General features: G+C 67.0%; 20 protein-coding genes. 15 read left to right on the top strand and 5 right to left on the bottom strand.

All coding sequences use genetic code 11. The annotated features are described in order from the left end of the window. Nucleotides 1-189 precede the first annotated feature (189 nt). From ACYQ5L_RS04485 to ACYQ5L_RS04475, 3 genes are all read right to left on the bottom strand, one after another. Nucleotides 190-852, bottom strand: a complete 663-nt coding sequence (locus ACYQ5L_RS04485; protein ID WP_459955704.1) for a hypothetical protein — start codon at nucleotides 850-852, stop codon at nucleotides 190-192. A gap of 23 nt (nucleotides 853-875) precedes the next feature. Continuing rightward, nucleotides 876-1,163 carry a hypothetical protein gene (locus tag ACYQ5L_RS04480; RefSeq protein ID WP_459955702.1) on the bottom strand — a complete coding sequence of 96 codons (288 nt, stop codon included), beginning with the start codon at nucleotides 1,161-1,163 and terminating at the stop codon, nucleotides 876-878. Between the two features lie 479 nt (nucleotides 1,164-1,642). Continuing rightward, the gene (locus ACYQ5L_RS04475; protein WP_459955701.1) at nucleotides 1,643-2,167 is read right to left on the bottom strand and encodes a CGNR zinc finger domain-containing protein; all 525 of its coding nucleotides are present in this window, start codon (nucleotides 2,165-2,167) and stop codon (nucleotides 1,643-1,645) included. Between the two features lie 98 nt (nucleotides 2,168-2,265). Here ACYQ5L_RS04475 and ACYQ5L_RS04470 point away from each other — a divergent pair, with 98 nt between their 5' ends. Beyond that, nucleotides 2,266-3,177 carry an NAD(P)-dependent oxidoreductase gene (locus ACYQ5L_RS04470; RefSeq protein ID WP_459955699.1) on the top strand — a complete coding sequence of 304 codons (912 nt, stop codon included), beginning with the start codon at nucleotides 2,266-2,268 and terminating at the stop codon, nucleotides 3,175-3,177. Nucleotides 3,178-3,216: 39 nt separating this feature from the next. On the opposite strand, the gene ACYQ5L_RS04465 is transcribed toward ACYQ5L_RS04470, so the two are convergent. After that, a complete protein-coding gene (locus ACYQ5L_RS04465) occupies nucleotides 3,217-4,125 on the bottom strand; it encodes a LysR family transcriptional regulator (RefSeq protein ID WP_459955697.1) in 909 nt (302 codons plus the stop codon). A gap of 127 nt (nucleotides 4,126-4,252) precedes the next feature. Between ACYQ5L_RS04465 and ACYQ5L_RS04460 the strand changes: the two genes are divergently transcribed. The 6 genes from ACYQ5L_RS04460 to ACYQ5L_RS04435 all read left to right on the top strand — a co-directional run bounded on the left by ACYQ5L_RS04460 (nucleotide 4,253) and on the right by ACYQ5L_RS04435 (nucleotide 8,087). Then, nucleotides 4,253-5,191: an EamA family transporter gene (locus ACYQ5L_RS04460; protein WP_459955696.1), complete on the top strand. Its 939-nt coding sequence runs from the start codon at nucleotides 4,253-4,255 to the stop codon at nucleotides 5,189-5,191. Next, nucleotides 5,188-6,051 carry an NmrA/HSCARG family protein gene (locus ACYQ5L_RS04455; RefSeq protein WP_459955695.1) on the top strand — a complete coding sequence of 288 codons (864 nt, stop codon included), beginning with the start codon at nucleotides 5,188-5,190 and terminating at the stop codon, nucleotides 6,049-6,051. The genes ACYQ5L_RS04460 and ACYQ5L_RS04455 overlap by 4 nt, the downstream gene beginning before the upstream one ends. 25 nt (nucleotides 6,052-6,076) lie before the next feature. After that, nucleotides 6,077-6,460, top strand: coding sequence for an NHL repeat-containing protein (locus ACYQ5L_RS04450; RefSeq protein WP_459955693.1), 384 nt, complete (start codon nucleotides 6,077-6,079; stop codon nucleotides 6,458-6,460). Between the two features lie 21 nt (nucleotides 6,461-6,481). Beyond that, nucleotides 6,482-6,976 (top strand): hypothetical protein, encoded by a 495-nt coding sequence (locus tag ACYQ5L_RS04445; RefSeq protein ID WP_459955692.1) that lies wholly within the window; start codon nucleotides 6,482-6,484, stop codon nucleotides 6,974-6,976. A 112-nt stretch (nucleotides 6,977-7,088) separates the two neighbouring features. After that, the gene (locus ACYQ5L_RS04440; protein WP_459955690.1) at nucleotides 7,089-7,490 is read left to right on the top strand and encodes a winged helix-turn-helix transcriptional regulator; all 402 of its coding nucleotides are present in this window, start codon (nucleotides 7,089-7,091) and stop codon (nucleotides 7,488-7,490) included. Nucleotides 7,491-7,640: 150 nt separating this feature from the next. Further along, nucleotides 7,641-8,087: a carboxymuconolactone decarboxylase family protein gene (locus ACYQ5L_RS04435; RefSeq protein ID WP_459955689.1), complete on the top strand. Its 447-nt coding sequence runs from the start codon at nucleotides 7,641-7,643 to the stop codon at nucleotides 8,085-8,087. Nucleotides 8,088-8,097: 10 nt separating this feature from the next. On the opposite strand, the gene ACYQ5L_RS04430 is transcribed toward ACYQ5L_RS04435, so the two are convergent. Further along, nucleotides 8,098-8,676, bottom strand: a complete 579-nt coding sequence (locus ACYQ5L_RS04430; RefSeq protein ID WP_459955687.1) for a TetR/AcrR family transcriptional regulator — start codon at nucleotides 8,674-8,676, stop codon at nucleotides 8,098-8,100. Nucleotides 8,677-8,918: 242 nt separating this feature from the next. Here ACYQ5L_RS04430 and ACYQ5L_RS04425 point away from each other — a divergent pair, with 242 nt between their 5' ends. The 8 genes from ACYQ5L_RS04425 (at nucleotide 8,919) to ACYQ5L_RS04390 (ending at nucleotide 26,746) form a co-directional block, all read left to right on the top strand. Then, nucleotides 8,919-9,824 carry a LysR family transcriptional regulator gene (locus ACYQ5L_RS04425; protein WP_459955686.1) on the top strand — a complete coding sequence of 302 codons (906 nt, stop codon included), beginning with the start codon at nucleotides 8,919-8,921 and terminating at the stop codon, nucleotides 9,822-9,824. Between the two features lie 539 nt (nucleotides 9,825-10,363). Further along, the gene (locus ACYQ5L_RS04420; RefSeq protein ID WP_459955685.1) at nucleotides 10,364-10,816 is read left to right on the top strand and encodes an AMP-binding protein; all 453 of its coding nucleotides are present in this window, start codon (nucleotides 10,364-10,366) and stop codon (nucleotides 10,814-10,816) included. An 85-nt stretch (nucleotides 10,817-10,901) separates the two neighbouring features. Next, a complete protein-coding gene (locus ACYQ5L_RS04415; protein WP_459955684.1) occupies nucleotides 10,902-22,625 on the top strand; it encodes an amino acid adenylation domain-containing protein in 11,724 nt (3,907 codons plus the stop codon). 20 nt (nucleotides 22,626-22,645) lie between these two features. Next, entirely contained in the window at nucleotides 22,646-23,662 is a 1,017-nt protein-coding gene (locus tag ACYQ5L_RS04410; RefSeq protein WP_459955680.1) for an ATP-binding cassette domain-containing protein, read from the top strand. Further along, nucleotides 23,659-24,480, top strand: coding sequence for an ABC transporter permease (locus ACYQ5L_RS04405; protein WP_459955678.1), 822 nt, complete (start codon nucleotides 23,659-23,661; stop codon nucleotides 24,478-24,480). The genes ACYQ5L_RS04410 and ACYQ5L_RS04405 overlap by 4 nt, the downstream gene beginning before the upstream one ends. Then, nucleotides 24,477-25,313, top strand: a complete 837-nt coding sequence (locus tag ACYQ5L_RS04400) for an ABC transporter permease (RefSeq protein ID WP_459955676.1) — start codon at nucleotides 24,477-24,479, stop codon at nucleotides 25,311-25,313. The genes ACYQ5L_RS04405 and ACYQ5L_RS04400 overlap by 4 nt, the downstream gene beginning before the upstream one ends. Nucleotides 25,314-25,388: 75 nt before the next feature. After that, nucleotides 25,389-25,697, top strand: coding sequence for an MbtH family protein (locus tag ACYQ5L_RS04395; protein ID WP_459955675.1), 309 nt, complete (start codon nucleotides 25,389-25,391; stop codon nucleotides 25,695-25,697). Between the two features lie 212 nt (nucleotides 25,698-25,909). Continuing rightward, nucleotides 25,910-26,746, top strand: a complete 837-nt coding sequence (locus tag ACYQ5L_RS04390; protein ID WP_459955672.1) for an NAD(P)H-binding protein — start codon at nucleotides 25,910-25,912, stop codon at nucleotides 26,744-26,746. Nucleotides 26,747-26,922 lie beyond the last annotated feature (176 nt).

Genomic DNA, 26,922 nt, shown 5'->3' with positions numbered 1-26,922 from the left:
CCGCAACTCGGCTGGTCAGTGCGTTGATCATGCTCGGTGGGCATACCTACGGAATGGCTGAAATGACAAACCCGAGCGCCCTCCACGCCATGGACCACCCCCGGTCGCCTGGGCCTCGAGAGTCGCCGTAGACGCCCGCTCGGCGGACATCCAGGTCAGCGACGGCTATCGAACACCCCTGCCAGCGCGTTAGGCACTACGAGATACCGTGCCCTGAATCCGAGACGTGCTCTTTCCGCCGTAATCCGCATATTCGTAGGTCGCCGAAACCACCCGGCTACTGCCAGCCTCACAATTCGGAGCGCGCAGGCGAGTAAACGCGAACTCGCTGCCTGTACCAGGCTGATACAGCCTCACTTCGGTTCCCGGCGGACCCGACCGTAATGGCAGCTCGTCTCGGAACGAGATCGCGGTCGGCGGGGTAGTTTCGACGCTGCCTGTGCCGTTACGCAGTGTGACCACGACCCCGAACACGTTGTCGGGCACATCCTTCGGCGGATACGACTGTGTCGCGCCGCCCGCGTAGACGGTCGTCTGTCCCTCGTCGGTCCAGTCCGACAAGTTCCTGCCGCAATGGGGGTCGGTGACGAGCCCAGCCAGGACACCGGACGGGGTGCCGCTGCCCGCGATCAGCGGCGGAATCGTGACCACCACACTGACGAGAATGGCAACTACCAGCACTGCTCCGCCTCGCATCGAGGCGGCGGGCGTCCGACCGGATCGGTTGCCATACAAGTGCAAGAAGGCTGCCGCGAACGCTGCGGCAAGTGCGAAGCACACCGCGACGATGCTTGTGTCGAGGTGTCCGGATAACTCCGGCTTGTAATCGGACAAGTACAGCTCGGTTCCCACCCACTGAGCGAACAAACTGGCAACTACCCACCCGCGATGGTGCCGCCAGGCGCGAACCGGTATGGCATCAGCCCGAAAATGCCAGTGACGACCAGCACCGGGCTAATCACAAACAGGAACGGCCAATAGACCATGAGATTGGCCGCGAAACGGCCGCCCGCTTCGAGCTCGAACCGTGGATCCGCTCCCGGCTCCGAGTACAGTCCGAGCCCGATCGCCACCCACGCCACAGCCAGCGCGCCGACGGCAACGACATGCAATATGTACGCGACAAGGTTCAAGCGATTCCACGATGTATTACGAGCAAACACGCGGACACTGTATCGACCAGTTGTGTCCGATCCGGTTACCAAATGTGGAGAAATCGTGTGGGTCCGGTAGGAGACTCCGAAGTCGCGGAGCACGAACCCATTCAGAGGCCGTCGCGAGTGCAGCAGGATCGGCGGCAATCTATGTACGCCCAGCGCGGGCCGAGGGCCTCGCTAATGGCGTTCGCCTAATGTCATGGGCGGCACAGCGAATGCAGGTTGTGTTCCGATCCATATCGTGCCCCGCCGAGGGCACTTCCGGGAAGCCTCATTTCCGCCTCGTCTTCGACTCCCTCGTATGACCATCGATCCAGGCCTAGTGGTCGGCCCCGGCCGGTTACCAGCGCGAGATCGATCGTGGCCGAGACCGCTTCACCGTCGGCAGTAGGTGATGCGGCCAGGGCATGGCAGTGGCCCATTGCCAGAGGGTTCCTCCACCATGGACGACGGTGTGGGCGGGGCCTGATCGCGGCTTCGCTGGGTCAGCTCGCGGCGATTCGTGCCTTCTTGACCTTGTTGCCGCAGGTGTTCATCGAGCACCAGCGGCGGTTGGCTCCGCGACTGGTGTCTAGAAATAGCCCCGCGCATCCGGGGCCTTCGCAGTTCTTGATGCGGCCGCGATCGGGGCCCCCGAGGATGCGGATGGCCTCCGTGGCCAGGACCCCGAGGGCGTCACCGACAGGGGTCGTCTCCGTCAGGTGCCATTCTGCGCGTCCGTGTTCCAGCGCAGCCTCTGCGTGCCCAGCGGCGGCGATCGTGTTGAGGGTGCGGACATCCTTGGATTCCGGCTGTTCACCTGCGGCAATCGCCGACCCGATTCGATAGATCGCCTCGCGCAGTTCGACGGCGGCTTTCAGGTCGGTCGGCGAGACGTCTACGACGGCGAGTCCCGCGGCCCCCAGCCACATTTTCAGCCGTGCGGTATCGGTCAGCCGATCCCTCGGCATCCGGCTGGCACGGTCGCTGACGGTGGCAGTGAACCGGAACGCCAGCACCTCGTTGTCCATCCGGAACACACGACGTACGTCCTCTGTCATTCCAACCTCCACAGTGAGCAACAACACGCGCCGAACCGCTTCAGACGGTTCATTCCGATCGTAACTCCATGGCATCCTTGAACCGCTTCAGACAGTTCAACGAAGGGGTGTTCGGCGTGAGCAGCATTGCGGTCATCGGTCTGGGAGCCATGGGGCGAGCCATTGCACGCACCCTCTCGAGGGCCGGCCACGACGTCGTGGTGTGGAACCGCTCCGATATGCCCGCGGTCGAATTGGTCGCAGCGGGTGCCCGTCGTGCCGCCTCGGTCGCAGAGGCGATGCAGGCGCCGGTGGTCTTCTCGGTCCTGTCCGACGACCGGGCCGTGGCCGAGACGTTCATCGACTCCGGCGTGCTCGCTCAGACCCCGGGCGGGACAGTTCACGTCAACCTCTCCACGGTGAGTACGGGCTTGGCTCGCCGGGTCTGCGCAGCGCACGCCGAGCATGGTGTCGGATATGTCGCGGCACCGGTCTTCGGCCGTGTTCCGGTCGCCGAAGCCGGAGCACTCAACGTCCTTGCGGCCGGTGAGAGCGCGCTGCTCGACCGCGTGCAGCCGTTCTTCGACGCGATCGGATCGCGGACCTGGCGACTGGGCGACCGTCCGGAGCAGGCCAACATCGTGAAGATCCTCGGGAACTACATGATCGCCTGCGCGATCCAGTCACTGGGCGAGGCCGTCAGCCTCGCGGAGGGGGTCGGCGTCGACTCCGAACAGTTCGTCGCGCTGCTGACCTCAACACTCTTCCCGGGAGCCGTCTACACCGGCTACGGGTCGATGATCGCCGAACGTCGCTACCAGCCAGCCGGATTCACCACAGTCCTGGGCCGCAAGGACCTCCACCTCGCGATTGATGCAGCGACCGACCAAGGCATTCCGCTACCGATCGGTCAACTGCTGCGCGCTGTCTTCGATGAGGCCATCGCCGACGGCCGCGGGGCGGATGACTGGGCGGTCATCGCCGAACAGCAGCCGCGGTGACCACCGACGGCCAACAGGGCGGGCCGGACTGCCTCGAAGTCAATCTCCCGCGTCGTGAACGGCGATATCCAGGAGCTCGAGAAAGGCGGTGGCCGCGGGGGTGCGGTCGCCGCGCCGCCAGATCACGTATTCGGTGCGGCCCGGCGCATCCTCGATCTCGAGGACAACAACTCCGGTCAGCTGTGGCGCCCAGGCTGCCGGGACCATGGCGACGGCGAGACCGGGGGCTACGAGGCGGGACAGATAGTCGGCGGTGGTGACCTCGAAGGCCACGTCGCGGGTCAAGCCGGCGGCGTGGAAGGCTTCATCGCTTTGGATGCGGCCTGCGGTTCCGGCGGGCAGGTCCACGAAGACCTCCTCGGCGAGGGTGCGCAGGTCGACCATCGGCCGGCCGGCGAGGCGGTGGTCGGAGGCGACCACCGCGACTAGGCGGTCGCGGCCCATTTCCTGTGCCGCGACGCCGCTGGGCCGGGCGGTTAGGGGCAGACCGAGGAAGGCGACGTCGAGATGTCCGTGCTCGACCTGTTCGGTCAGGTCATCGCTCGCGCCGATCTTGAGGCTGATGCGTACGGCCGGGTACAGGCGGCGGAAGTCCCGCAGTGCGCCCGGAATATCGACGGCGGTCACGGTGGGGATCAGGCCGACCGCGAGCCGGCCGCGCACCTCGCCCACGGCGGCGGCGACTTCGGCCGCGGCGCGGTCGGCGGCCTCGAGGCATTGCCGGGCGGCCGTGAGGAAGGCGGCGCCGGCCGTGGTGAGCCGCACCCGGCGGCTGGTGCGCTCGAACAGGCGCGCCCCCAATTCCTTTTCCAGACGCGCGATTTGATGACTCAGGGCGGACTGAACCACCATGCAGCGTTCGGCGGCTCGAGTGAAGCTGTTCGTTTCGGCGACGGCCAGTACGTAGCGCAGCTGCTGGAGTTCCACCAACTGATGATCAATCGTCATGAACGAGACGTCAATCATGCATGACGTTCATTATCGGTATCGCCACCGCTCATCGATCTCTGATCACGATCGGTGAGATGAAAACCATGTGTTGGACTCATCAATCGTGCCGGGCCAGAGTTCAGGTGTGAAAGTTTCAGTAACACAACCGGTTTCCGCCGGATCGGGCTTCGCGCAACTCCCGCGTGCCGCTGTCACGGCGGTTGCCCCGGTGGCGTGGGGCACGACCTATATCGTCACCACCGAGCTACTCCCGCAAGGGCATCCGCTGTTCGCCGGGTTCCTTCGAGCGCTCCCCGCCGGCCTGATCGTGCTCATGTGCACGCGGATACTGCCGCGTGGCGCATGGTGGTGGAAGGCGGCGGTGCTCGGCGTGCTGAATATCGGGGCGCTCAACGCCCTGCTGTTCATCGCCGCGGAACGACTGCCCGGCGGTGTCGCCGCGACCCTGGCAGCGGCACAGCCGCTGATGGTGGCGGTGCTGGCGGTAGCGATCCTGCGCGAACGCGCGTCGCTGTGGCGGATCGCCTGGGGTTTCGCCGGCGTGCTGGGCGTCGGGCTGGTGGTGATCGGACCGGCGGCGGCGCTCGACCTCACCGGAGTATGCGCGGGGGTGGGCAGCGCGGGCGCCATGGCGCTCGGCCTGACGCTCACCAAACGGTGGGGGCGCCCGCCCGGTGTCGGACCCGCGGCGTTCGCAGGCTGGCAGCTCACCGCGGGCGGGCTGTTCCTGCTGCCGCTCACCGCGACTATCGAAGGACTTCCTCCGGCGATCGACCTGCCCGCCGCCCTGGGCTATCTCTGGCTCGGCCTGGTCGGAGGACTGATCGCCTACGTGCTGTGGTTCGACGGCATCGCCACCCTGCCCGTCGCCTCCGTGGCGGTGCTCGTGCTGTTGTCGCCGTTGGTCGCCGCCACCCTGGGCGCTGTCCTGCTCGACCAGACCCTGGGCCCGATCCAGTTGGCCGGATTCACCCTCGCGCTGGCCGCCATCGTCGCCGGGCAATTACCCGCCCCCACCCGAAATGCCACTCCCACAACCGAACTCGACAAGGCGACCCGATGACCACGAATCACGAAACCATCCTGGTGACAGGTGCCACCGGCGGCCAGGGCGGAGCAGTCGCGCGCAGCCTGCTCTCCGGCGGCTGGACCGTACGCGCTCTGGTACGCGATCCGGGCGCACCTGCGGTCCGCGAGCTGGCGGCGCTGGGCGCGCAGGTCGTCCCCGGCGATCTCGACGACCCGGAGTCCCTGCGCGCCGCAGCGCAGGGGTGCCACGGCGTCTTCAGCGTCCAGGCCTGCGATATCGCCAACCCGGCGCCGGAAGTCGAAGTGCGGCAAGGCAAGAACGTGGTGGACGCCTGCGCCGCCGCGGAGGTCGCGCACCTGGTCTACAGTTCCGTCGGCGCCGCGCACCGCGGGTCCGGCGTCACGCACTTCCAGACCAAGGCCGATATCGAGGCATACATCCGAGCGCGGCGCGTGCCCGCGACGGTGCTGCGGCCGGTGTTCTTCATGGAGAACTGGCTGCACCTGCTCCCCGCCGCGATCGATGGTGAGCGGGTCGGTTCGATCGCACTCGACCCCGACACCGCGGTGCAGATGATTGCCCTACACGACATCGGCCGCATTGCCGCCGACGTCTTCGATCATCGACGCGAATTCCTCGGCGAGCGGATCGAGATCGCCGGTGACGAGCGGACCGTCCGGGAGGTAGCCGAGATCTTCAGCCGGATCGATGGTGTTCCCACCCGCTTCGAGCGGCAGCCGATCGAGGAATTGCGCGCGGTATCGAGCGAGCTCGCGGCTATGTTCGGTTGGCTCGAAAACCATGGCTACCAGGCCGATCTCGGGACTCTGCAGGACCGGTATCCCGGTTTGCTCAGTCTGGAGGCGTGGTTGACGAAGGTGCGAAACGGATGAGGCGACTGTTGACCGTCGCTCTGCCGTGCACAGGGTTCGCACTTCCCGCGCCCCCGGCCATCGCCCATCCGGCGCTCTTTCCCTCCGCATCGAACTGCCGCCGGGTTTCCGGCCCGAGGGCATCGAGATCGGCGCGCTTCCCGTCGCGTACATCGGATCGCTGGCGACCGGTGCGATCTATCGAGCCGATCTGCTGACCGGCCGCGGCGAGCTGCTGAGCCCGGGCCTCGGATCCCCGGCGCTGGGCCTCCGGCACGACCCGTTCGGCCGGTTGTTCGTCGCGGGCGGAGCCGGTGGTGACGCGCGAGTCCTCGATCCCGTCACCGGCGCGGTGCTGGCCACCTATCGCCTCGGAACCGCGCCGGGCAGCATCGTCAACGATGTGACCTTCACCCCCGAAGGCGCGTGATTCACCGATTCGCGGACGCCGGTGCTGTACCACCTGCCCCTGGGCCGTGAGGGCGGCCTGCCACCCGCCGATGCCGTGGTCCGGGTGCCCTTGACCGGCGATATCGCATACGTGCCGGAGATGTTCAACGCCAATGGAATTGCGCGAACACCCGGCGGAACGGGGCTGATCATCGTCCAATCCGTCACCGGGCGCCTGTTCCGCGTCGATCCCGCCACCGGCCGGACCCAGGCGATCGACCTCGCAGGAGAGGCGGTGCCGCACGGTGACGGTCTGCTGCTGTCCGGCAGCACGTTGTTCGTTGTGCAGAACCGGCTCAACGCGATCACCGTGATCTCGCTCGACGACGCCGGTACGGCGGGCACGGTGCGGTCCCGGATCACCGATGCGAGTTTCGATATACCGACAACCGTCGCCCAGTACGCCGGGCGGTTGTACGTGCCGAACGCGCGCTTCGGTATCGAGCCGGAGCCGACGACGCCATATTCCGTCGTCGCGGTGCAAGCCGTTCGATGACGCCCGGTGCGTGCCGATCGCTAAACCCGACTTAGCGCTGGGTGAGAAGTTCGCCGTTGTTCCTGTCCGCGCCCTGCTCGAAGCTTGTTCGAGTACCTGACGGTGAGGATGGATGACGTTGATGCAAAGCCTCTATCTGACGACAACGGGAGATCGATACCGGGTTGCGGCCGATATCAGAGATTTTCTCAATGACATCGGCGGCAAATGGTCGGTCCTGGTGATAACCGAACTCACCGGCGATGCCCGCCGCTTCCAGTACCTGTATCGGAGCGTGCCGGGGATCTCCCAGCGCATGCTCGCGGTGACGTTGCGCAGACTCGAACGTGATGGCCTGATCACCCGGACCGCCTACCCGACCGTCCCGGTCCAGGTCGAATACGCGTTGACACCCATGGGCCGCAGCCTGCTGCCCGTGCTGGAGGTGGTAGCGGATTGGTCCGCGCGGCACCGGGCCGCGGTGATGGCTTCGCGCCGCCGCTGGGACAGCGCCGACACCGAGTCGGTGGCCTGAGCAAACGCTCCTGTCGGTGCACCGGAGGCGGCCGGCGCGGCTGTTTCGCTAAGCACGCCTTATCGGAGGTTGAGAACTTCGCCATTGTTCCCGATTTGCGTTGCACGGACACTGATTCCGGCAGATGAGGACGATCGGAGCAGGGGCAAAGTGACCAGGAAGCGCATCGAACTAGCAGCTGTGTCACCCCGGGCGGTCCGTCTGATCGGCGAGTTGGAGAACGCCCTCCGACGTGAAGGACTTACCGACGATCGGCTGCGCGAACTGGCTCGTATTCGGGTGGCGCAGCTCAACGGTTGTGCGTACTTCCTGTCTCAGCGTTCCAAGGAAGCCCTGCGCCTGGGCGAAAAGCAAGAGCGACTCAACGAATTGGCGGGCTGGCGGGATTCGCTGCGCTTCACCGAGTCGGAGCGGGCGGCCCTCGCGCTCACGGAGTGCATGACCATGCTCGCACCCGACGGCGTGTCCGATGATGTGTACGGCCGTGCGGAACTGCTGCTCGGGCCCTACAACCTCGCGAACTTGATCATGGCGGTCGCGGTCGCGAACGCGCTGGACCGGATGTGCCTGACCGCGAGAGTGCCACCGCCGGAATAGATCCCGTTCCTCAGGCGACGCCGGCGAACACGGTGTCGACCACCGTGTGGATGTGTTCCCGCCCCGGAGGGCGCTGCCGGATGAGCCAGCGGTAATAGATGGGGCCGTACAGCAATTCGATGATGAGGTCGGGATCCAGGTCCGAACGGATCTGCCCTTGCCGCTGTGCGTTCCGGACGCGGTCGACGGCGGCCGCGACCAAATGGCCGAGCAGTCGCTCCCACATGGCGTGGGCGAGCTCGGCGTCCCGCTGGGCCGCGCCGATCAGCGCGGCGTAGTGCGGGCCGGTGTCCGGATGGGTGAGCGTCTCGCACGCGCCGATGATCTGGGTTTTGAAGTCCGCCAACGCGTCTCCGGTATCGGGGAAGGTGCTCTGCACCGACTTCATGGCGGACAGCAGACCGTCGAGCAGAACCGCGGACTTGGAGGGCCACCAGCGGTAGATGGTGTTCTTGCCGACCCCGGCGCGGGCCGCGATGCCTTCGATGCTGAGTTTGTCGTAGCCGACCTCCCGGCACAGATCCAGGGCGGCTTGAACGATGGCCTTGGCGGATTCCTCGTTTCGACGGTCCGGACGGCGGGATGACATGCCTCGAGCATAAACCCCAGGCGATACGACCCGTTCCGCCTTGACGCGGAGTCCCCTTTGGCACACACTCTAGGCGACACGGAACGCTCCGTGCCGCCTAGAGTGACTCGCCGCGTCTGGAACCGATTCTGGAGCAGGCTCGCGAGCGGACGAGTTCGTCGCTGCCAGAAAGGTTGGAACGCAATGCAATACTGCTCCGGCCCGCACGGGGTGCCGAGCTCGCTGAGTGTGGGAAGGTGCGGATGAATTGGCAGGAACTGGAAACGTTCCTGACGCTGGCCGAGGAGTTACATTTCGGCCGTACCGCCGAGCGACTCCATGTCTCGGGCCCGCGGGTGAGTCAGATGATCAAGGCGCTGGAACGCCGCGTCGGCGCACCGCTGTTCGAGCGCACCAGCCGCCAGGTCGTGCTGACCTCCTTCGGACGGCAGCTTCGCGATGAACTCGACCCGCACCACCGCGGCGTGCTCGCGGCGCTGGCCAGGGTTACCGACGCGGCCCGCGGCCTCGGCGGCGTGCTGCGCCTGGGATTCTCCAGCCCGCTGGCCAGTGAACTGTTGATGACCGTCGTCGAAGCGTTCCGCAGCACCTATCCCACCTGCGAAGTCCACATTCGCGAGGTGCATCTGTCCAACCGCGTCAGCCCGCTCCGGAGCGGCGAAATAGATATCCAATTCATAGAATTGCCCGTCGACGAACCCGAGATAGTTCGCGGGCCGGTTCTGCTGCGCGACCCGTGCGTCCTCGCGATGCCCAGCGACCACCGCCTGGCCCACCGCGAAACGGTGTCGCTGGAAGACCTTGCCGACGAGCAACTTCTGATGATCGAGGGGATGCCCGGCTACTTCGTCGACCGGCATTTCCCGGTCCGCACGCCCAGCGGCCGGCCCGTCCACCACATCCCCATCACCACCTACTGGCAGGAACTTCTCACACTGGTCGCCGCCGGCAGAGGCGTGACCATTGCCGCCGCCCAGGGAACCCGGTACTACCCTCGCCCCAACCTGGTCTACATCCCGTTCGACGACGTTCCGCCCTTCGAATACGGATTGTTCTGGCGCGCGGAAACCGCATCCGCCAAAGTCCTGGCCTTCGCCCGCACAGCGCAGCAGGTTTCCGCCACTCTCGCCGGAACCGAATCACGCTGAGAAATTCGAGTCATTCCCGGCGATTAGCGAACCTTACTGGTAGCTAAATACTTCGCCATTGTTCGGGCCTGTCCCGGGGCTTCACACTTGATGTGGTTCCGCCGTAATAGACCTCGTCCATCGGTCGGGACCAGCACCCCTTGTGACCTCCGCGCGAACCGCGGAATAGCCCTGCGCCCCATCCACGGGGGCGGCGGCCGAGGGTGCCTCATTCAATCCCATGTCGAAAACCAGGAACGAGACTCATGCTCCGCGGACATCTCAGCCTGCGCACCACCCGGCCACCGGTTCCGGTGTACCGACGAAAGGCTCATCGCGGTGTGATGATCGGCCTCGTATGGGTGGTGGCGGCCCTGGGGACGACCGTCTCCGTGGCGGGGCCGCCCACGTTCCTTCCGGCCGAACGGATTTCGACCTTCGGCCCGCCCGGCTTCGATACCGCATCGCCAGATATTCGTGCCGAGTTGGCCCGGCTGCTCCTGTGCCCGCCGACCACCGGCCGACACAAACCATTCAGCGACCCGAGAGGATCCGATCCGATGCCCGCGCAGCAGACATCACCCACCCGCGCCACGACTGTGACCGAGCTTCCGGCCGTACCCGCGCACCACGATGCCGTCGTCGCCTCCCTCGGCGGATGTGATCTCACCGCCGCGGGCCTGGACCGGTGGTCGAATCGGATGGCTCGCATGCTGATTCGGCTGGGCGCGGGAATGGGTAGCACGGTGGCGCTCGCCGACGTACCCGAATTCGAAGCGGTCGTGGTCCGGCATGCGCTGGCGAAGATCAACGCCGCGGCGCTGCCGGTTCGCAGCGAGGTCTTCGCTCCCGCCGCCACGGTGGGAGTGACCGTGCGGTCGCGCCGAACCACACTCTCCGACGCCGTCCGTTGGCTCGTACTCGATGAGCGCCTGACGCTGCAGCAGTACCTGAGCATCTCCGCCGAGCCGCTGACCGCGGCCGAACTCGGCACGCAACGCCACGCCGGCTGAACCCGGACTTCCGAACCGTCATCCCATTCGAGCTTCTCCTCGCGCTCGGCCGTTTTCCGGGCGCTCCGAGTACACAGGATCTTTCATGTCTCATTCCGTCTCGGCGGCCGATGCCGCGCCGCTCACCGACGCATTCGAGTTGTCCGCCGCGCAGCGCGGAATCTGGTTCGCCCAGCAGGTCGCCGGGACAGCGCCGATATCCATCGCGCAGTACGTCGAGTTCTCGGGCGCGGTCGATGTCGCACTGCTCACCCGAGCCGTCCAGCAGGCAGGGCGGGAATTCGGAACCGGTTGTGTCCGGCTGATCGACACCGGCGGCGTACCCGTTCAGGTGGTCGATCCCGCAGTGGAGATCGAGGTCGAATTCGTCGATCTCCGTGACGAACCGAATTCGGCGGCGGCCGCGCTGGCCTGGATGCGAGCCGAGTACTCGGCTCCGCTGAACCTCTACACAGACCGGCTGGTCCACGTCGCCCTGCTGCGCATCGACGAGGAGTACTGGTTCCTGTACTCCCGCATGCACCACATCATCATCGATGGCACCGGCGCCATGACGATGATGCAGCGGGTCAGCGAGATCTACGACGCCATGGCCGCAGGCAGCGAGATTCCGGCGGCCCGCGCCGCCGACCTGCGCGCCATCGTGGACGATGATGTGGCCTACCGGAATTCGAGCCGCATGGCCGCCGATCAACAACACTGGCGCACCCACCTCGCCGCGCTCACCGACCCCGTCACGCTGGCCGGGCGCGGTGGCGGCGTGGCCGCGCATCCGATCCTCGTCTCCGGTGAATTACCCACAGCGACAGCGGAACTGCTGAACAAGATGGCAGCCGAGGAGTCGATGAGCATCGCCCCGATCGTGGTGGCCGCCTTCGCGGCGTATCTCGGCACGATGACCGACGCGCCGGAAGTGACACTGGGACTTCCGGTTTCAGGCCGCACCACGGCGGCCCTGCGTCGCTCCGGCGGCATGGTCGCCAATGTGGTGCCGCTGCGGTTGGGGCGCGAGCCGTCCATGGCGGTCGGTGATCTGGTCGCGGCCACCCAGCGTGAGCTGACCGGTGCGCTGCGGCGGCAGCGCTACCGGCAGGAGGACATCTTCCGGGATCTCGGCCGCGCGATGGATATCGCCACCTCGTTCGGGCCGACGGTCAATCTGATGATGTTCGACAATCGGATCAATCTCGGTCCGGTGGTCGGGCGTCTGCACGTGTTGATCTCCGGCCTCATCGACGACCTGTTCGTCAATGTCTATCCGGGTATCGGCGGCCACAGCACGAATCTGGACTTCCAAGCCAACCCGAACCGCTACGACGAGGCGGAGCTGGCCGCCCTGCATGAACGGTTCCTGGCGTTCCTGCACCGTTTTCTCAGCGCGGGTGCGGCCACCGCGCTGTCGGAGGTAACCGTCATCTCCGCCGAGGAGCGCACCAGCCTGGTGCCGGTGCGCGGGGCCGAATCCGTTGCCCCGCGAACGCTTCCGGAGATCCTCGCCGAAACTGCGAGTACAGATCCCGGCGCGACCGCACTCGTCTTCGGCGAATACACCATGACCTACGCCGAATTGGATGCCTGGTCGAACCAAGTTGCCCGCGTGTTGCTGCGTCGCGGTGTGCGCGCCGGACAGTTCGTGGCCCTGGCCCTGACCCGGTCGCTCGAATCGCTGGTGGCCCTGTGGGCTGTCGCCAAAACCGGGGCGGCCTTCGTGCCGGTGGACCCCAACCACCCGATGGAACGCATCGAGGGCGTACTCGCCGATTCCGGCGCGCCGATCGGCATCACAGCCGGTGAGATCGCTGAGCGCCTGCCGGAGAGCGTCGACTGGCTGCGCCTCGACGACCTCGCCACCATCCGGGAAATCATCACCACAACCGACACCGCGATCTCGCATGCGGAGCGGGGCGCAGCGGTCGCCCTCGATCAGATCGCGTACCTGATCTACACCTCCGGATCCACCGGCAAACCCAAAGCGGTACAGATCAACCACCACGGCCTGGCGAATCTCGTTGCCACGCAAGCCGAAACCATGCGGCTGGACCGGAACTCGCGAGTGCTGCACGTGGCCTCACCCGCCTTCGACGCCTCCATCCTCGAAGCCCTCTTCGCCTTCGGCTCCGGCGGCACACTCGTCATCGCACCACCCGACGCCTACAGCGGACCCGACCTGGAAGACCTGCTCCGCAACCACCACGTCAGTCACGCCCTCATCACCCCCTCGGTGCTGACCACGCTGCGGCCCTCCGACCTGCCGCGGTTGCGGTGCCTCGCCGTCGGCGGTGAGGCGGTCAGTACGGACCTCGTCGCGCAATGGGCACCCGAACGCCGCATGATCAACCTCTACGGGCCCACCGAAACCACCATCGTCGCAACCAAATCCACCGAACTGACACCGGACCAGCCGATCACCCTCGGCGGACCCGTGCACGGATTCTCGCTACTGGTCCTCGACACCTGGCTACGCCCCGTGCCACCCGGTGTGACCGGTGAGCTCTATCTCGCCGGCCCCGCGCTCGCGCCCGGATACCTGCACCAATTCAGCCTGACCGCAACACGATTCGTCGCCAACCCCTACGGCGAACCCGGCGAACGCATGTACCGCACCGGTGACCTCGTGCGCTGGACCCACGAACCCGAACCCACACTCGAATACCAGGGCCGCAGCGACTTCCAAGTCAAGATCCGCGGACAGCGCATCGAACTCGGCGAAATCGACGCCACCCTCACCGACGCACCCGGTGTCGAGTACGCCATCACCATCGGAGTGAACACACCCGCAGGCACCACCGCGCTAGCCGCCTACATCGTGCCCCACACCAATGGCCCAACCCCCGAAATCGCTGGGCTGCGTGCCCATCTGGCCGAGCGACTGCCCGCGGTCATGGTGCCCGCCGCAATAACCATCATCGACACAATCCCACTGACACCCGTCGGCAAACTCGACCGCAACGCACTACCCCAACCCGAATTCACCGACCACACCACCGAATACCGCCCACCCCGAACCCACACCGAACACCAGCTCGCGCACCTGTTCACCGAACTCCTCGGCGTCGACCGCATCGGCATCGACGACTCCTTCTTCGCCCTCGGCGGCGACAGCATCACCGCCATCCAGCTCGTCGCCCGCGCCCGCGCGGCCGGACTCGCCTTCTCCGCGGGCGATGTCTTCGATCTCAAGACCGTGGCCGCCCTGGCCACCGTCGCGACCCCGGCCGAGGAGACGGTGGATGCCTCGGTCGAGCCGTTCAGCCTGATCCCGGTGCCGGCATCGGATCTGGCTCGCTGGAACCTGGAATATCCGCAACTGACCGATGTGTGGCCCCTGTCGCCGCTGCAGCACGGCATGTACTTTCACTCCCGATTCGATGCCGCGGATATCGACCGCTATCTCATCCGGACTCGTGCCAACCTGTCCGGTTCGATCGATGCCGCCCGGCTGCGCGCCGCGGCGCAATCCCTGATCGACCGGCACGACAGTCTGCGCGTCGCCTTCGTCGAATCCGTGGACGGTCCACGTCAACTCGTGCTCGACACCGTCGAAGTCTGCTGGCGCGAGGAAGATCTCAGCCATTTCACCGAGGCGCACGATCGGGATCGCGAACTGGATCGGCTGGCCCACGCCGATGCCCGTAACCGGTTCGACCTCACCCGTCCCCCGCTACTGCGGCTCACCCTCATCCGTACCGGCGCCGATACCTGGACCCTGCTGATCACCAGCCACCACCTGGTCCTCGATGGCTGGTCCATGCCGCTGCTGATCCGGGAACTGCTCACCGGATATGTCGCCGGCGCAATCGATTCCGGCGCTGCACTGCCACCGGCGCATTCCTATGGAAATTTCCTGTCCTGGCTCGCGGCCGACCACGACGCCGGAATCGAGTTGTGGACCGAGGAATTGCGGGGTCTCGACGCGGCCACGCTGGCGCTTCCGGCACCGATGGACTCGGGCCCGGCCACCTCGGGCATCGTCTCGGCCGAGCTGCCCGCCGAGATCACCGCGCGCTTGGAATCCGTCGTCCGGACCGCGGGCGCGACCATGAACAACGCCCTGCAACTGGCCTGGGCGATGCTGCTCACCACACTCACCGGACGCACCGACATCGTCTTCGGCACCACCGTCTCCGGACGACCCCCACACCTGCCCGGCGTCGAAGACATGATCGGCCTGTTCATCAACACCATCCCCGTCCGCATCCGACTCGACCCCGCCGAACGCATCACCGACCTGCTGACTCGCATCGGCGTCGAACAAGCACGACTGCTCGATCACCAGCACATCGGGCTCGCCGACATCCACCGCGCCGTGGGCCTGCCGCAACTGTTCGACACCATCACCGTGTACGAATCGGTTCCGATCGATCGGGAGAGCCTGAACGCGGCGCTGGAGCTGGCCGGCATGCGCGTGCTCGACATCTCCGATATCGACACCGCGCCATACCCGCTGAGCCTCAAGGTCTTCCCGCAACCGGATGCCGACGGCCGAAACGTCCTCGAGATCGACATCAACTACTGGACCTCCCAGCTGGACGCCGACCAGGCGCGAGACCTGCTGGATCGCTTCGTGCTGCTGCTGACCGAAATCGCCGCGCGGCCCGGCCGGTCCATCGCGCACCTCCCGGCGGTCACCGCGAGCGAACGGCAGGTGCTGGCGCCCATGCGCGTCGCCGAGTCCGCGGCGCCGCGCACCCTTCCCGAGATCCTTGCCGACGGCGCCGCGCGCAACCCCGACGCCATTGCGATCGTCTCCGGTGACCGCACCATGACCTACCGGGCGTTGCAGGCGGAATCCGACCGCATCGCACGGCTCCTGGCCGGGGCCGGGGTCGGCCCGGAAACCGTTGTCGCACTGGCCTTCCCTCGTTCCCCCGAGCTGATCATCGGGGTCTGGGCGGTGGCCGCGGCCGGTGCCGCCTTCCTGCCGATCGATCCGTCCCAGCCCGCTGACCGAATCGAGCTGATGCTCAACGACTCCGGTGCGATGTTCGGGCTCACCGGCCCTGAGCTCCGGTCGCAGCTGCCGGGCCACGTCCGGTGGTTCACGCTCGACGATTCCGAGGTCGACGCCCCGCACCCGACGGACCTGCGCCGCCCACACCTGGACAATGCCGCCTGGATGATCTACACCTCCGGATCGACCGGCATCCCCAAGGGCGTGCTCATCTCCCACCGCGGCGTCGCCGATCTGATTGCCTCCCAACAGGAATCGTTCGACATGGACTCCCGAGCCCGGGTGCTGCAGGTCGCGTCGCCGAGCTTCGACTCGTTCGTCTCCGAGCAGGTGCTGGCCTTCGCCCGGGGAGCCGCCGCGGTGGTCTCGCCACCGGAGGTGTACAGCGGTGACGAGCTGACCGAACTGCTTCGGACACAACGCGTCACGCACGCGATCATCACTCCGTCCGTGGTGGCCACCATGAAACCGCACCAGCTGCCGGACCTCCGGTTCCTGGCGGTCGCCGGCGAGGCGGTCGGCGCGGACCTGGTGGCCCAGTGGGCGCCGGGCCGGCGCATGGTCAACCTCTACGGCCCCACCGAAACCACCATCTGGGCGACCGGACCCGCCGAACTCCGCGCGGGGCATCCGGTCACCATCGGAGCGCCGATCCGCGGCATGGCGGCTCTGGTACTCGACTCGTGGTTGCGCCCGGTTCCGGCCGGTGTGACCGGTGAGCTCTATCTCGCCGGACCCGCGCTGGCACGCGGCTATTCCGGACGGTTCGGCCTCACCGCGTCCCGCTTCGTGGCCAACCCCTACGGCGCGCCGGGCGAACGCATGTACCGCACCGGCGATCTGGTCCGGTGGCTCCCGGACTCCACACCCGGGGCGGGTCTGGAATCCAGCGCCCTCGAATACCTCGGCCGCACCGACTTCCAGGTCAAGATTCGCGGCCAGCGCATCGAACTCGGGGAAATCGACGCGACCTTGATCGCCGCTCCCGGAGTGGAATTCGCTGTCACCATCGGTGCCCGCACCCCCGCCGGAACGGCTGCTCTCGCCGCCTATGTGGTGGCCGAGAACGAATCCGTGCTCGACACCGGCGCATTGCGCGCCTATCTGGCCGAACGACTACCCGCGGTGATGGTTCCGTCGGCCATCACCGTCGTCGATGCCATCCCGCTGACCCCGGTCGGCAAGCTCGACCGCCAAGCACTACCCGAACCCGTCTTCACCGACAGCGCCGCCGAATACCGCGCACCCGCGACACCCGCGCAGGAAGCACTCGCCCGCTTGTTCGCCGACCTCCTCGGGGTCGACCGGGTCGGCGTCGACGATTCCTTCTTCGCGCTCGGCGGCGACAGCATCATCACCATCCAGCTCGTCTCGCGGGCCCGCGACGCGGGGCTCTCCTTCACCGCCCGGGACGTTTTCGAGCACCGCACCGTGGCCGCCCTGGCCGCCGTCGCCGACGACATCACTGCCGGGAACACGGTGCCGGAGCTACCCGGCGGCGGCATCGGCTCCGTCGCAACCACACCCGTCGTCCGCGCGCTGGCCGAATTCGGCGAGACCTGGACCCGCGCCGGTCGTGCGGCGCTGATCACGTTGCCGGAGAACATCACCCGCGAGCAGCTCATCACGGTGCTGCAAACCGTGATCGATCACCATGACGTCCTGCGCAGCACCCTGCGGCGCGACGATACGGGCTGGCACTGGGAAATCAGCGCTCCCGGCACGATCGCGGCCCGCGCCCTGCTGGACGTCGTCGAATCCGACTCGTACCTCGTGGGCCGCATACTCGATGCCATACCGTATCGCGCTGCCGCGCAGTTGGATCCCGCCGACGGCGTCGTGGCGCGGTTCGTGCTGCTCGAGCGGTCCGAGGCCGCGCCGCTGCTATGGCTGGTGCTGCATCAGGTGGTCGTCGATCACGAATCGTGGTCGATTCTGCTGTCCGATCTGTCGGCCGCATGGTCGGGCGAACCGCTGGCTCCCGCCGGCACCTCCTTGCGCGCCTGGGCACACCAGCTCCTCGGACGAACCGCGCTGCGCGACCATGAACTCCCGGATTGGGAACGCGTACTGGCCGTGGACGATCCGCCGCTGGATGCGCGGGCCCTGCCTGCCGCGTCGAAGACAGCCCGGACCGTGGCACAACTGCACACTCTGGTACCGGCCGACGTCGCCCGTCGAGCGCTGATCGACCTGCCCCGCCAATTCCACTGCGATGCCGAAGACATCCTGCTGACCGCACTCGCCATGGCAGTGAGCCGGTGGCGCGACCACCCGACGACCCTGGTGGCGGTGACCGGACGCGAGCGGGCTCACGCCGGAGTGTCCGGCGCGGCCCTCGACCGCACCCTCGGCCGATTCGCCATTGATCATCCGGTGGCGCTGGACCTGTCCGGTGTGGATCTCGTGGACGCGTACGCCGCCGGGCCGGCGGCGGGGGAAGCGATTCGGGCCGTCAAACAACAGCTGCGCGAGATCCCGGACCGCGGTCTGGGCTTCGGTGTTCTCCGGTACCCGTTCGAGGGCGATGCGACGCTCGCGGGGGCGACGCCGCAATTGCGGTTCGAGTACCTCGGCCATGCCGATTCCGACGATGATTCCGCTTGGCTGCCGAGGTATTTCGTATCGACCGCAGACCCCGGTGCGGCGACGGCGGCAGTGGCGGCGGTGTGGTCCGACGCCGGTCTGGAAGCGACCTGGACCTTCGCGAATCAGCTGATCTGCCCAGCCGTGGTGAGCCAGTACGCCGACCTGTGGGCGCGGGCGCTGGCAGCACTGGCCGCTCATGCGCTGCTGCCTGGGGCCGGTGGTTTCACCCCGTCGGATTTCGATCTGGCGGGGGTCACGCAGGCCGATCTCGACCAGTGGCGTCGCGACTACCCGGCATTGACCGACGTGTGGGAGCTGTCGCCACTGCAGCAGGGTATGTACTTCCACGCGCAGTTCGATCCCGAGGACGCCGATCGATACCTGCTCCAGACCAGAGCCGCATTGACCGGCCCCATCGACGCCGCCCGATTGCGTTCTGCCGCACAGGGTATGGTGGACCGGCACGACATTCTGCGCGTCGCGTTCGCCGACACCGCCAACGGCCCGCGCCAGATCGTGCTCGAGGCCGCCGAAATAGCCTGGCGCGAAGTAGATCTGCGTGAGATCGCCGACGAGCAGGACCGCGAACACGCGTTGGAGCGCCTGGCCGGTGCCGATGCCCGCACCCGGTTCGACCTCGGTCGTGCGCCGCTGCTGCGGCTGACGCTGGCACGCACCAGCGCGGACGCGTGGACCCTGTTGATCACCAGCCATCACCTGGTTCTGGACGGCTGGTCCATGCCGCTGCTGATCCGGGAACTGCTCACCGGATATCTCGCCGGCGAGCGGGATCTCGGCACGGCGCTACCGCCGACTCAGTCCTATCGAGAATTCCTGTCCTGGCTCGCTGACCGTGAAGGCACCGCCGTCGAAACCTGGTTCGACGCGCTGCGCGGCATAGACGCGCCGACGCTCGTCTTCGGGGAGCCGGGCCTTTCCGCCACCAGCGAGCACGGCACGGTATCGGTAGAGATGCCCGCCGAGTTCACCGCGCAGTTGGAATCCGTCGTCCAGACCGCGGGCGCGACCATGAACAACGCCCTGCAACTGGCCTGGGCGATGCTGCTCACCACGCTCACCGGACGCACCGACGTGGTGTTCGGCGCCACCGTCTCCGGACGACCCCCGCACCTGCCCGGCGTCGAAGACATGATCGGCCTGTTCATCAACACCATCCCCGTCCGCATCCGACTCGACCCCACCGAACGCATCACCGACCTGCTGACTCGCATCGGCGTCGAGCAAGCACGGCTGCTGGACTACCAGCATGTCGGGCTCGCGGATATCCACCGCGCCGTGGGCCTGCCTCAGCTGTTCGACACCATGGCTGTCTACGAATCGGTCCCGATCGATCGCGGCGGCTTGCGTTCCGCACTGGACCGCAGCGGTATTCAGGTAGTCGATATCACCGATACCGAATCCGCACCGTATCCGCTGACGTTGAAGGTCACGCCGCAGCCCGACGCCGATGGCCACGGCATGCTGAGGCTCACGATCAACTACTGGGCCTCCCACCTGGACGACGCTCGGGCACGCATCCTGCTCGACCGATTCGTCGCGCTACTCACCGAGATCAGCGCCCATCCGGATCGGCTCATCGCCCACCTGACCGCCGTGACCGAACGGGAACGGCATGCGCTGGTGCCGGTGCGCGGTGCCGAATCCGTTGCCCCGCGCACACTTCCGGAGATCCTCGCCGAGAGCGCGACCGACGATCCCCGCGCGACCGCGCTCGTCTTCGGCGAATACACCATGACCTACGCCGAACTGGATGCCTGGTCGAATCAATTCGCCCGCGTGCTGCTGCGCCGTGGCGTCGGCGCCGGACAGTTCGTGGCGTCGGCGTTGACCCGGTCACTCGAATCGCTGGTGGTGTTGTGGGCTGTCGCCAAGACGGGCGCGGCCTTCGTGCCTGTGGACCCCAACCACCCGGTGGACCGTATCGAACATGTGCTTGTCGATTGCCAGGCGTTGATCGGTCTCACAGCCGGTGAGAGCGGTGAGACTCTGCCGGATGGCATGGACTGGCTGCGTCTGGACGACCTCGCCACCATCCGGGAAATCATGGCCGTGGCCGACGCTCCGGTGTCGGATGCGGAGCGGGGCGGAACGGTCACCCTCGATCAGATCGCGTACCTGATCTACACGTCCGGATCCACCGGCAAACCCAAAGCGGTACAGATCAACCACCACGGCCTGGCGAATCTCGTTGCCACGCAAGCCGAAACCATGCGGCTGGACCGGAACTCGCGAGTGCTGCACGTGGCCTCACCCGCCTTCGACGCCTCCATCCTCGAAGCCCTCTTCGCCTTCGGCTCCGGCGGCACACTCGTCATCGCACCACCGGAGGCCTACAGCGGGCCAGACCTGGAAGATTTGTTGCGCGGTCAACAGGTCAGTCATGCGCTGATCACGCCGTCGGTGCTTGCCACTCTGCGCCCGTTGGATCTGCCGCGGTTGCGGTGCCTCGCCGTCGGCGGTGAGGCGGTCAGTACGGACCTCGTCGCGCAATGGGCACCCGAACGCCGCATGATCAACCTCTACGGGCCCACCGAAACCACCATCGTCGCAACCAAATCCACCGAACTGACACCGGACCAGCCGATCACCCTCGGCGGACCCGTGCACGGATTCTCGCTACTGGTCCTCGACACCTGGCTACGCCCCGTGCCACCCGGTGTGACCGGTGAGCTCTATCTCGCCGGCCCCGCGCTCGCGCCCGGATACCTGCACCAATTCAGCCTGACCGCAACACGATTCGTCGCCAACCCCTACGGCGAACCCGGCGAACGCATGTACCGCACCGGTGACCTCGTGCGCTGGACCCACGAACCCGAACCCACACTCGAATACCAGGGCCGCAGCGACTTCCAAGTCAAGATCCGCGGACAGCGCATCGAACTCGGCGAAATCGACGCCACCCTCACCGACGCACCCGGTGTCGAGTACGCCATCACCATCGGGGCGCGCACACCGGCGGGGACCACCGCACTGGCCGCTTACGTCGTGCCCGATCCGGCCGCGGGGGAGGTGCCCGAAATCGCCGGGCTGCGCGCCTATCTGGCCGAGCGACTGCCCGCGGTCATGGTGCCCGCCGCAATAACCATCATCGACACAATCCCACTGACACCCGTCGGCAAACTCGACCGCAACGCACTACCCCAACCCGAATTCACCGACCACACCACCGAATACCGCCCACCCCGAACCCACACCGAACACCAGCTCGCGCACCTGTTCACCGAACTCCTCGGCGTCGACCGCATCGGCATCGACGACTCCTTCTTCGCCCTCGGCGGCGACAGCATCACCGCCATGCACTTCGTGGCGCGGGCTCGGGCGGCCGGTTTCACGCTGACGCCGGCACAGGTATTCGAGCACCGCACCGTCGCTGCCCTGTCCGCTCTCTCGGCCTCGCCCACCGGCGGAACCGAAGCGACGGCGCTGGGCCTGGAGGTGCTGCTGCCGATCCGGTCCGAGGGTGACGAACCGGCGCTGTTCTGCATTCATCCGGCATCCGGAATCTCTTGGCCGTACCTGGGATTCGCCGAGCACCTACGGTCGGGACGGCCGATCTACGGTCTGCAGGCGCCCGAGCTGTCCGGGGAACCGGCAGCCGAGTCCGTCGCCGACTATGCCGACCGCTATCTGCGCGAGATCCGCGCCGTGCAGCCGGAAGGTCCGTACCACCTGCTGGGCTGGTCGTTCGGCGGAATCATCGCCCATGCCGTCGCGGTCCGGCTCCAAGCGGAGGGCGCCGAAGTCGGCGTCCTGGCGCTGCTCGATACGGACTCCTCCAATGGCGCATTCGCCGTACCTACCGAGGAACTGGGGGTGGGCGCGCTGCTCACCGAATTCGGTGACCTGTTCGGCCTGCGCGGCCTGCCCGCCGCGGCGACCGCGGAGCAGGCGGCCGACCTGATCAACGACCGGTGGGGTGCCGCGCTCGTCTCGGCGGATCTGCTGGAACGACTGACCAGGTCCTTCAATGCCGCCGGGCGCATCATGTCCGAACATCGAAAGGCCCGCTTCCTCGGCGACATCCTCTATTTCCGGGCAGCCCTGGGCCGCTCCCAGGTCGCACCGCCGACGGGCTGGCAGCCCTATGTCACCGGCGAGATCACCGTCTACGACGTCGACGCCGAGCACAGCGAAATGGTCACCCCGCACGCGCTGCCGGCGATCGCGCGGGCGCTCGACTCCCACCTGACTCCCCTGCCCGACACGGTGGACGCGCTCGCCGACACCGCGTACATCGCGGCGGCATAACCGAAATGAGAGGCACACCAATGAATTCCAGTGGCGGAATCACCGTCGAGGGCATCGAGAAATCCTTCGGCGCCCTGCCCGCCCTGCGCGGCGTCGACTTCGAGGCGGCGCCCGGCGAGATCGTCGGGCTCCTCGGGCCCAATGGCGCGGGAAAGACCACCACCGTCGATATTCTGTCCACCCTGCTCGCCCCCGACGCCGGGCGAGCGCTCGTGGCCGGGTACGACGTCGTCCGTGATCCGGCCGCGGTCCGCCGGTCGATCATGCTCACCGGCCAGTTCGCCGCACTCGACGATATGCTCTCCGGCTTCGAGAATCTGGTGCTGTTCGGCCGCCTGCAGGGGCTGAGCAAACGGGCCGCCGAAGACCGCGCGGACGAGCTGCTCACCCTCTTCGAACTCACCGACGCGGGGTCGAGGCGGGTCGGCGCGTACTCCGGCGGTATGCGCCGCCGAATCGATATCGCCTGCGGGCTCGTCGTCCGACCGGAGGTGGTGTTCCTCGACGAACCAACCACGGGCCTGGACCCGCGCAGCCGCCAGGGCGTCTGGGAACTGGTGAAAAGCTTCCGCGCGGAAGGTATCACGACTCTGCTCACCACACAGTACCTGGAGGAGGCGGATGCGCTGGCCGATCGCATCGTCGTGATCGACCGCGGCACCGTGATTGCCGAGGGCACCCCCGACCAGTTGAAGGCCCGCACCGGCGCGAGCTACTGCGAGATCGTCCCGGTGGCTCCGACCGAGCTGGAGATCACGGCGCACGTACTGCGACCACTCGCCGCGTACGTGGACGCCACCGGCCCGACGACCGCGGAGCGGGTCGTCCTGCCGGCTCCGGACGGAGCGCAGACCGTCGCCGAGGCGCTGCGGCTATTGGACAGCGCCGGAATCGAACTCGCCGATATCGGCTTGCGCCGGCCGTCCCTGGACGACGTGTTCCTGAACCTCACCGAGGATCCGGGGCGGGTCGCGCGCCCGGAGATATCCCACGCCGAGACCGCCGTCCGCGGCCTCGCGGCGGAGGTGCGGCTGTGACCATCGCGCTCCGCTTCGAATCGGTCCGTGCGACCCCTACCTCACGACAGCAGTGGTGGGCGCTCAGCATCCGGCAGATCGTGCCTGCCGTGCGGTCCGGGGAGGTGCTGACCTCGGTCCTCGCCCCGGTGGTCTGCACCGCCGGGTTCTATCTCCCGATGAACCGCGTGATGTCGTTCTCCGGAACGGGTTTCAGCAGCTACGCCCAGTTCATGATGCCGCTGGTGATCCTGCAGGCGAGTGCGTTCACGGCCATTTCGGCGGCGGTGCGCTCGGCCTCCGACGCGGTATCGGGACTGGATCGCCGCTTCACCGCCATGCCGGTCGCCCCGCTCGTCCCCGTCGCGGCGCGGCTGTCCGGTGCGTTCACGCGGTTGTGCCTCGCGCTGGCGTCGGCATTGGCCTGCGGGCACGTGATCGGTTTCCGATTCCGGCTGGACACCGTCCACACCCTCGCCTACCTCGCCTTCGCACTGTGCATCGGCTTAGCCCTCACCCTCGCCGCCGACGTGATCGGCACCGCGGCGCGCAGTCCCGAATCGACCACCCAGATCCTGGGCCTGCCGCCGCTGATTCTCGGCATGATCTCCACCGGCCTCGCTCCGGTCGGCCAATTTCCGCACTGGATACAGCCTTTCGTCCGCAATCAGCCGGTCTCCCGGTTCGCGGACGTGCTGCGAGCACTGTCCGGCGACACCGGCAACCAGCACGCCCCTGTCACCTTCGCCCTGGTAGGTCCCTCGCTGTACTGGATCGCGGGAATGCTCCTGGTCACCGTTCCGCTGGCCTGGCGGCTGAACACCCGGAGGAACGCATGACCGCCCCGGCTCACGAACCGCTCGTAGCCCTGTTCCCCGGGCACGCGCCCGACCGAACGCCGGCCGGCCCGGCCCTGCTCATCAGGCACACCCTGATTCAAACGCGGCGGCTCCTGCTGAGGTGGACCCGCCACCCGGTCACCCTGCTGGAGACCCTCGTCATCCCCTGCCTGCTGCTGCTCGTGCTCGATACCGTGATCGGCGATCAGATCGGCCGATTCTCCGGGCACAGCGCGCTGTACGGATCGGTGCCGATGGTCGCGGTCGTCGGCGCGCTGTCTGGGTCCGCGGCCGGTGGCTCGATGCTCTGGCGGGAACGAGCGGCGGGACTGCTGGCCAGGTTCTGGGTGCTGCCCATCCACCGCGCCTCCGGCCTCGCCGCACGGATGCTCGCCGAAGGCGTCCGAATCCTGCTCGGCACCACGGTCATTGTCGCCTTCGGCTGTGTGCTGGGGTTCCGGTTCCAGCAGGGACCGTTCGCCGCCGTGGCCTTCGCCGCGATCCCGATGCTGCTCGGGCTCGGGTTCGCGGCGCTGGTCACCGCCATCGCCACCACCGCGCCCAAGGCCACGCTGGTGGAAAGCACGACCATCCTGACGTCACTGCTGATGTTCTTCAGCACCGGGTTCGTCCCGATCGGCGCCTATCCGGAGTGGATCCAGCCGGTGGTCCGGAACCAGCCGATCTCGGTCGCGGTGGAGGCCATGCGGGCGCTGTCCGAAGGCGGACCGCTGGCGCGTCCGCTGGTGCTGACGCTGGCCTGGTCCCTGGGCATGGTCGCAGTGTTCGCGATACCCGCGGCGCTGGGCTATCGCCGCGCCAGCCGCCGGTGATCCCGGACCGGCGCCACAACCCGGCATCGTCCTCCCCTTCTACCTGTCCATCCGAAAGCAATGAGGTGATACCCCTTGAACACCAACCCCTTCGACAACGAAGACGGCGCCTTCCTCGTCCTGGTCAACGCAGAGGGCCAGCATTCGCTGTGGCCTTCCTTCGCACCGGCTCCGGCCGGCTGGTCCACCGTTTTCGGTGCGGATTCGCGATCGTCGTGCCTCGAATACGTGGAACAGCATTGGACGGATATGCGGCCGAGCAGTCTCCGCGTGATCGACGCGATCGAGGATGCCGTGGAACACCGAGCATCCACCGGGAGTGTTCGTGTCGATGGCCTCGCGCCCGAACCGACACAAAGATCATCCGCTGCCGTCAGAGGGTGAATTCAGCTTCAATCATCAGTCGACCGGCAAAGAAGATGCCGGTCGGTACTGTTCCCATCCATACCGTGCCCCGCCGAGGGCACTTCCGGGGCCGTGAATCTGAATGAATCATTCCGGTCAACCCGGAAAGCTGGTTTGGAATAGATCATTCCGTTCTGATACGGTTCGAAGTGTGCGACCGGCCAGGGTCGCTGATTCGAAGGGAAGAAACCATGTACCTCGTCGTCGGCGCCACCGCTCACTTCGGCCGTCAGACCGTGGATGCCCTGCTCGCCGCGGACCAGCCGGTACGCGCCCTGACCCGCCGCCCCGAAACCGCTGGATTCCCGGCCGGCGTACAGGTCGCCGCGGGGGACCTCACCTCCGAAGCCGCGCTGGCCGAAGCGGTTTCGGGCGTCGAAGCCATCTTCCTGGTGCTGCCCTACGGCATGGAGGTCGCACCGCTGCTGGTCGCAGCCAAGCGCGCCGAGGTGAAGCGCATCGTCTTCCTGTCCTCGGGCGCGGTGGTCGATGGCGCGGAGACTCAGCCCGATGTGATCGCGCAGTACCACCGCGAGGTGGAAGCGGCGGTCGAATACTCCGGCATCGAATGGACGTTCCTGCGTCTGCTGTTCCCGGCCATCAACTCACTGACCTTCGCCATGCAGCTGGCCGGCGGCGATGTCATCCGCGCCGCGTACGGCCAGGCCGCCGCCTCGGTCGTGCATGAGAACGACGTGGCCGACGTCGCCGCGGCGGTGTTGGCGGGCGGGCACGCCGGGAAGATCTACGACCTCACCGGCCCGCAATCGCTGACCCAGGTGGAACAGGTCGAGATCCTGGGCGCTGCGCTGAATCGCCCGCTCACCTTCGAGGAGCTCGACGATGCCCCGGTGCGGGCGCAGATGGCACAGTTCATGGACCCGGCGTTCATCAATGCGCTCTTCGACCTGATGGCCGCGACCGTCGGCAAGCCCGCCGAGGTCAACACCGTGGTCGAAGTACTCACCGGACACGCGCCCCGGACCTACACCGAATGGGTCCGCGACCACCTCGCCGACTTCTCCTGAGCGAGCGGGAGATTCGGTACCGATATCCGTGACCGGGCCCGGGACGTGCGCAGCAGTGGAAGCGCTTCGGCCGACCGCCCCAGACGATGCAGCATCAACCCGTAATAGGCCGTGCGATCAAAACACTCCGAAGTAGGATCACGACCGATTCGCTCGTAAGCTGTTCTCGGAGGGTG

It is taken from the genome of Nocardia sp. IFM 10818 (genome assembly GCF_054655275.1).
This window is presented reverse-complemented; position numbering and strand designations above follow the sequence as displayed.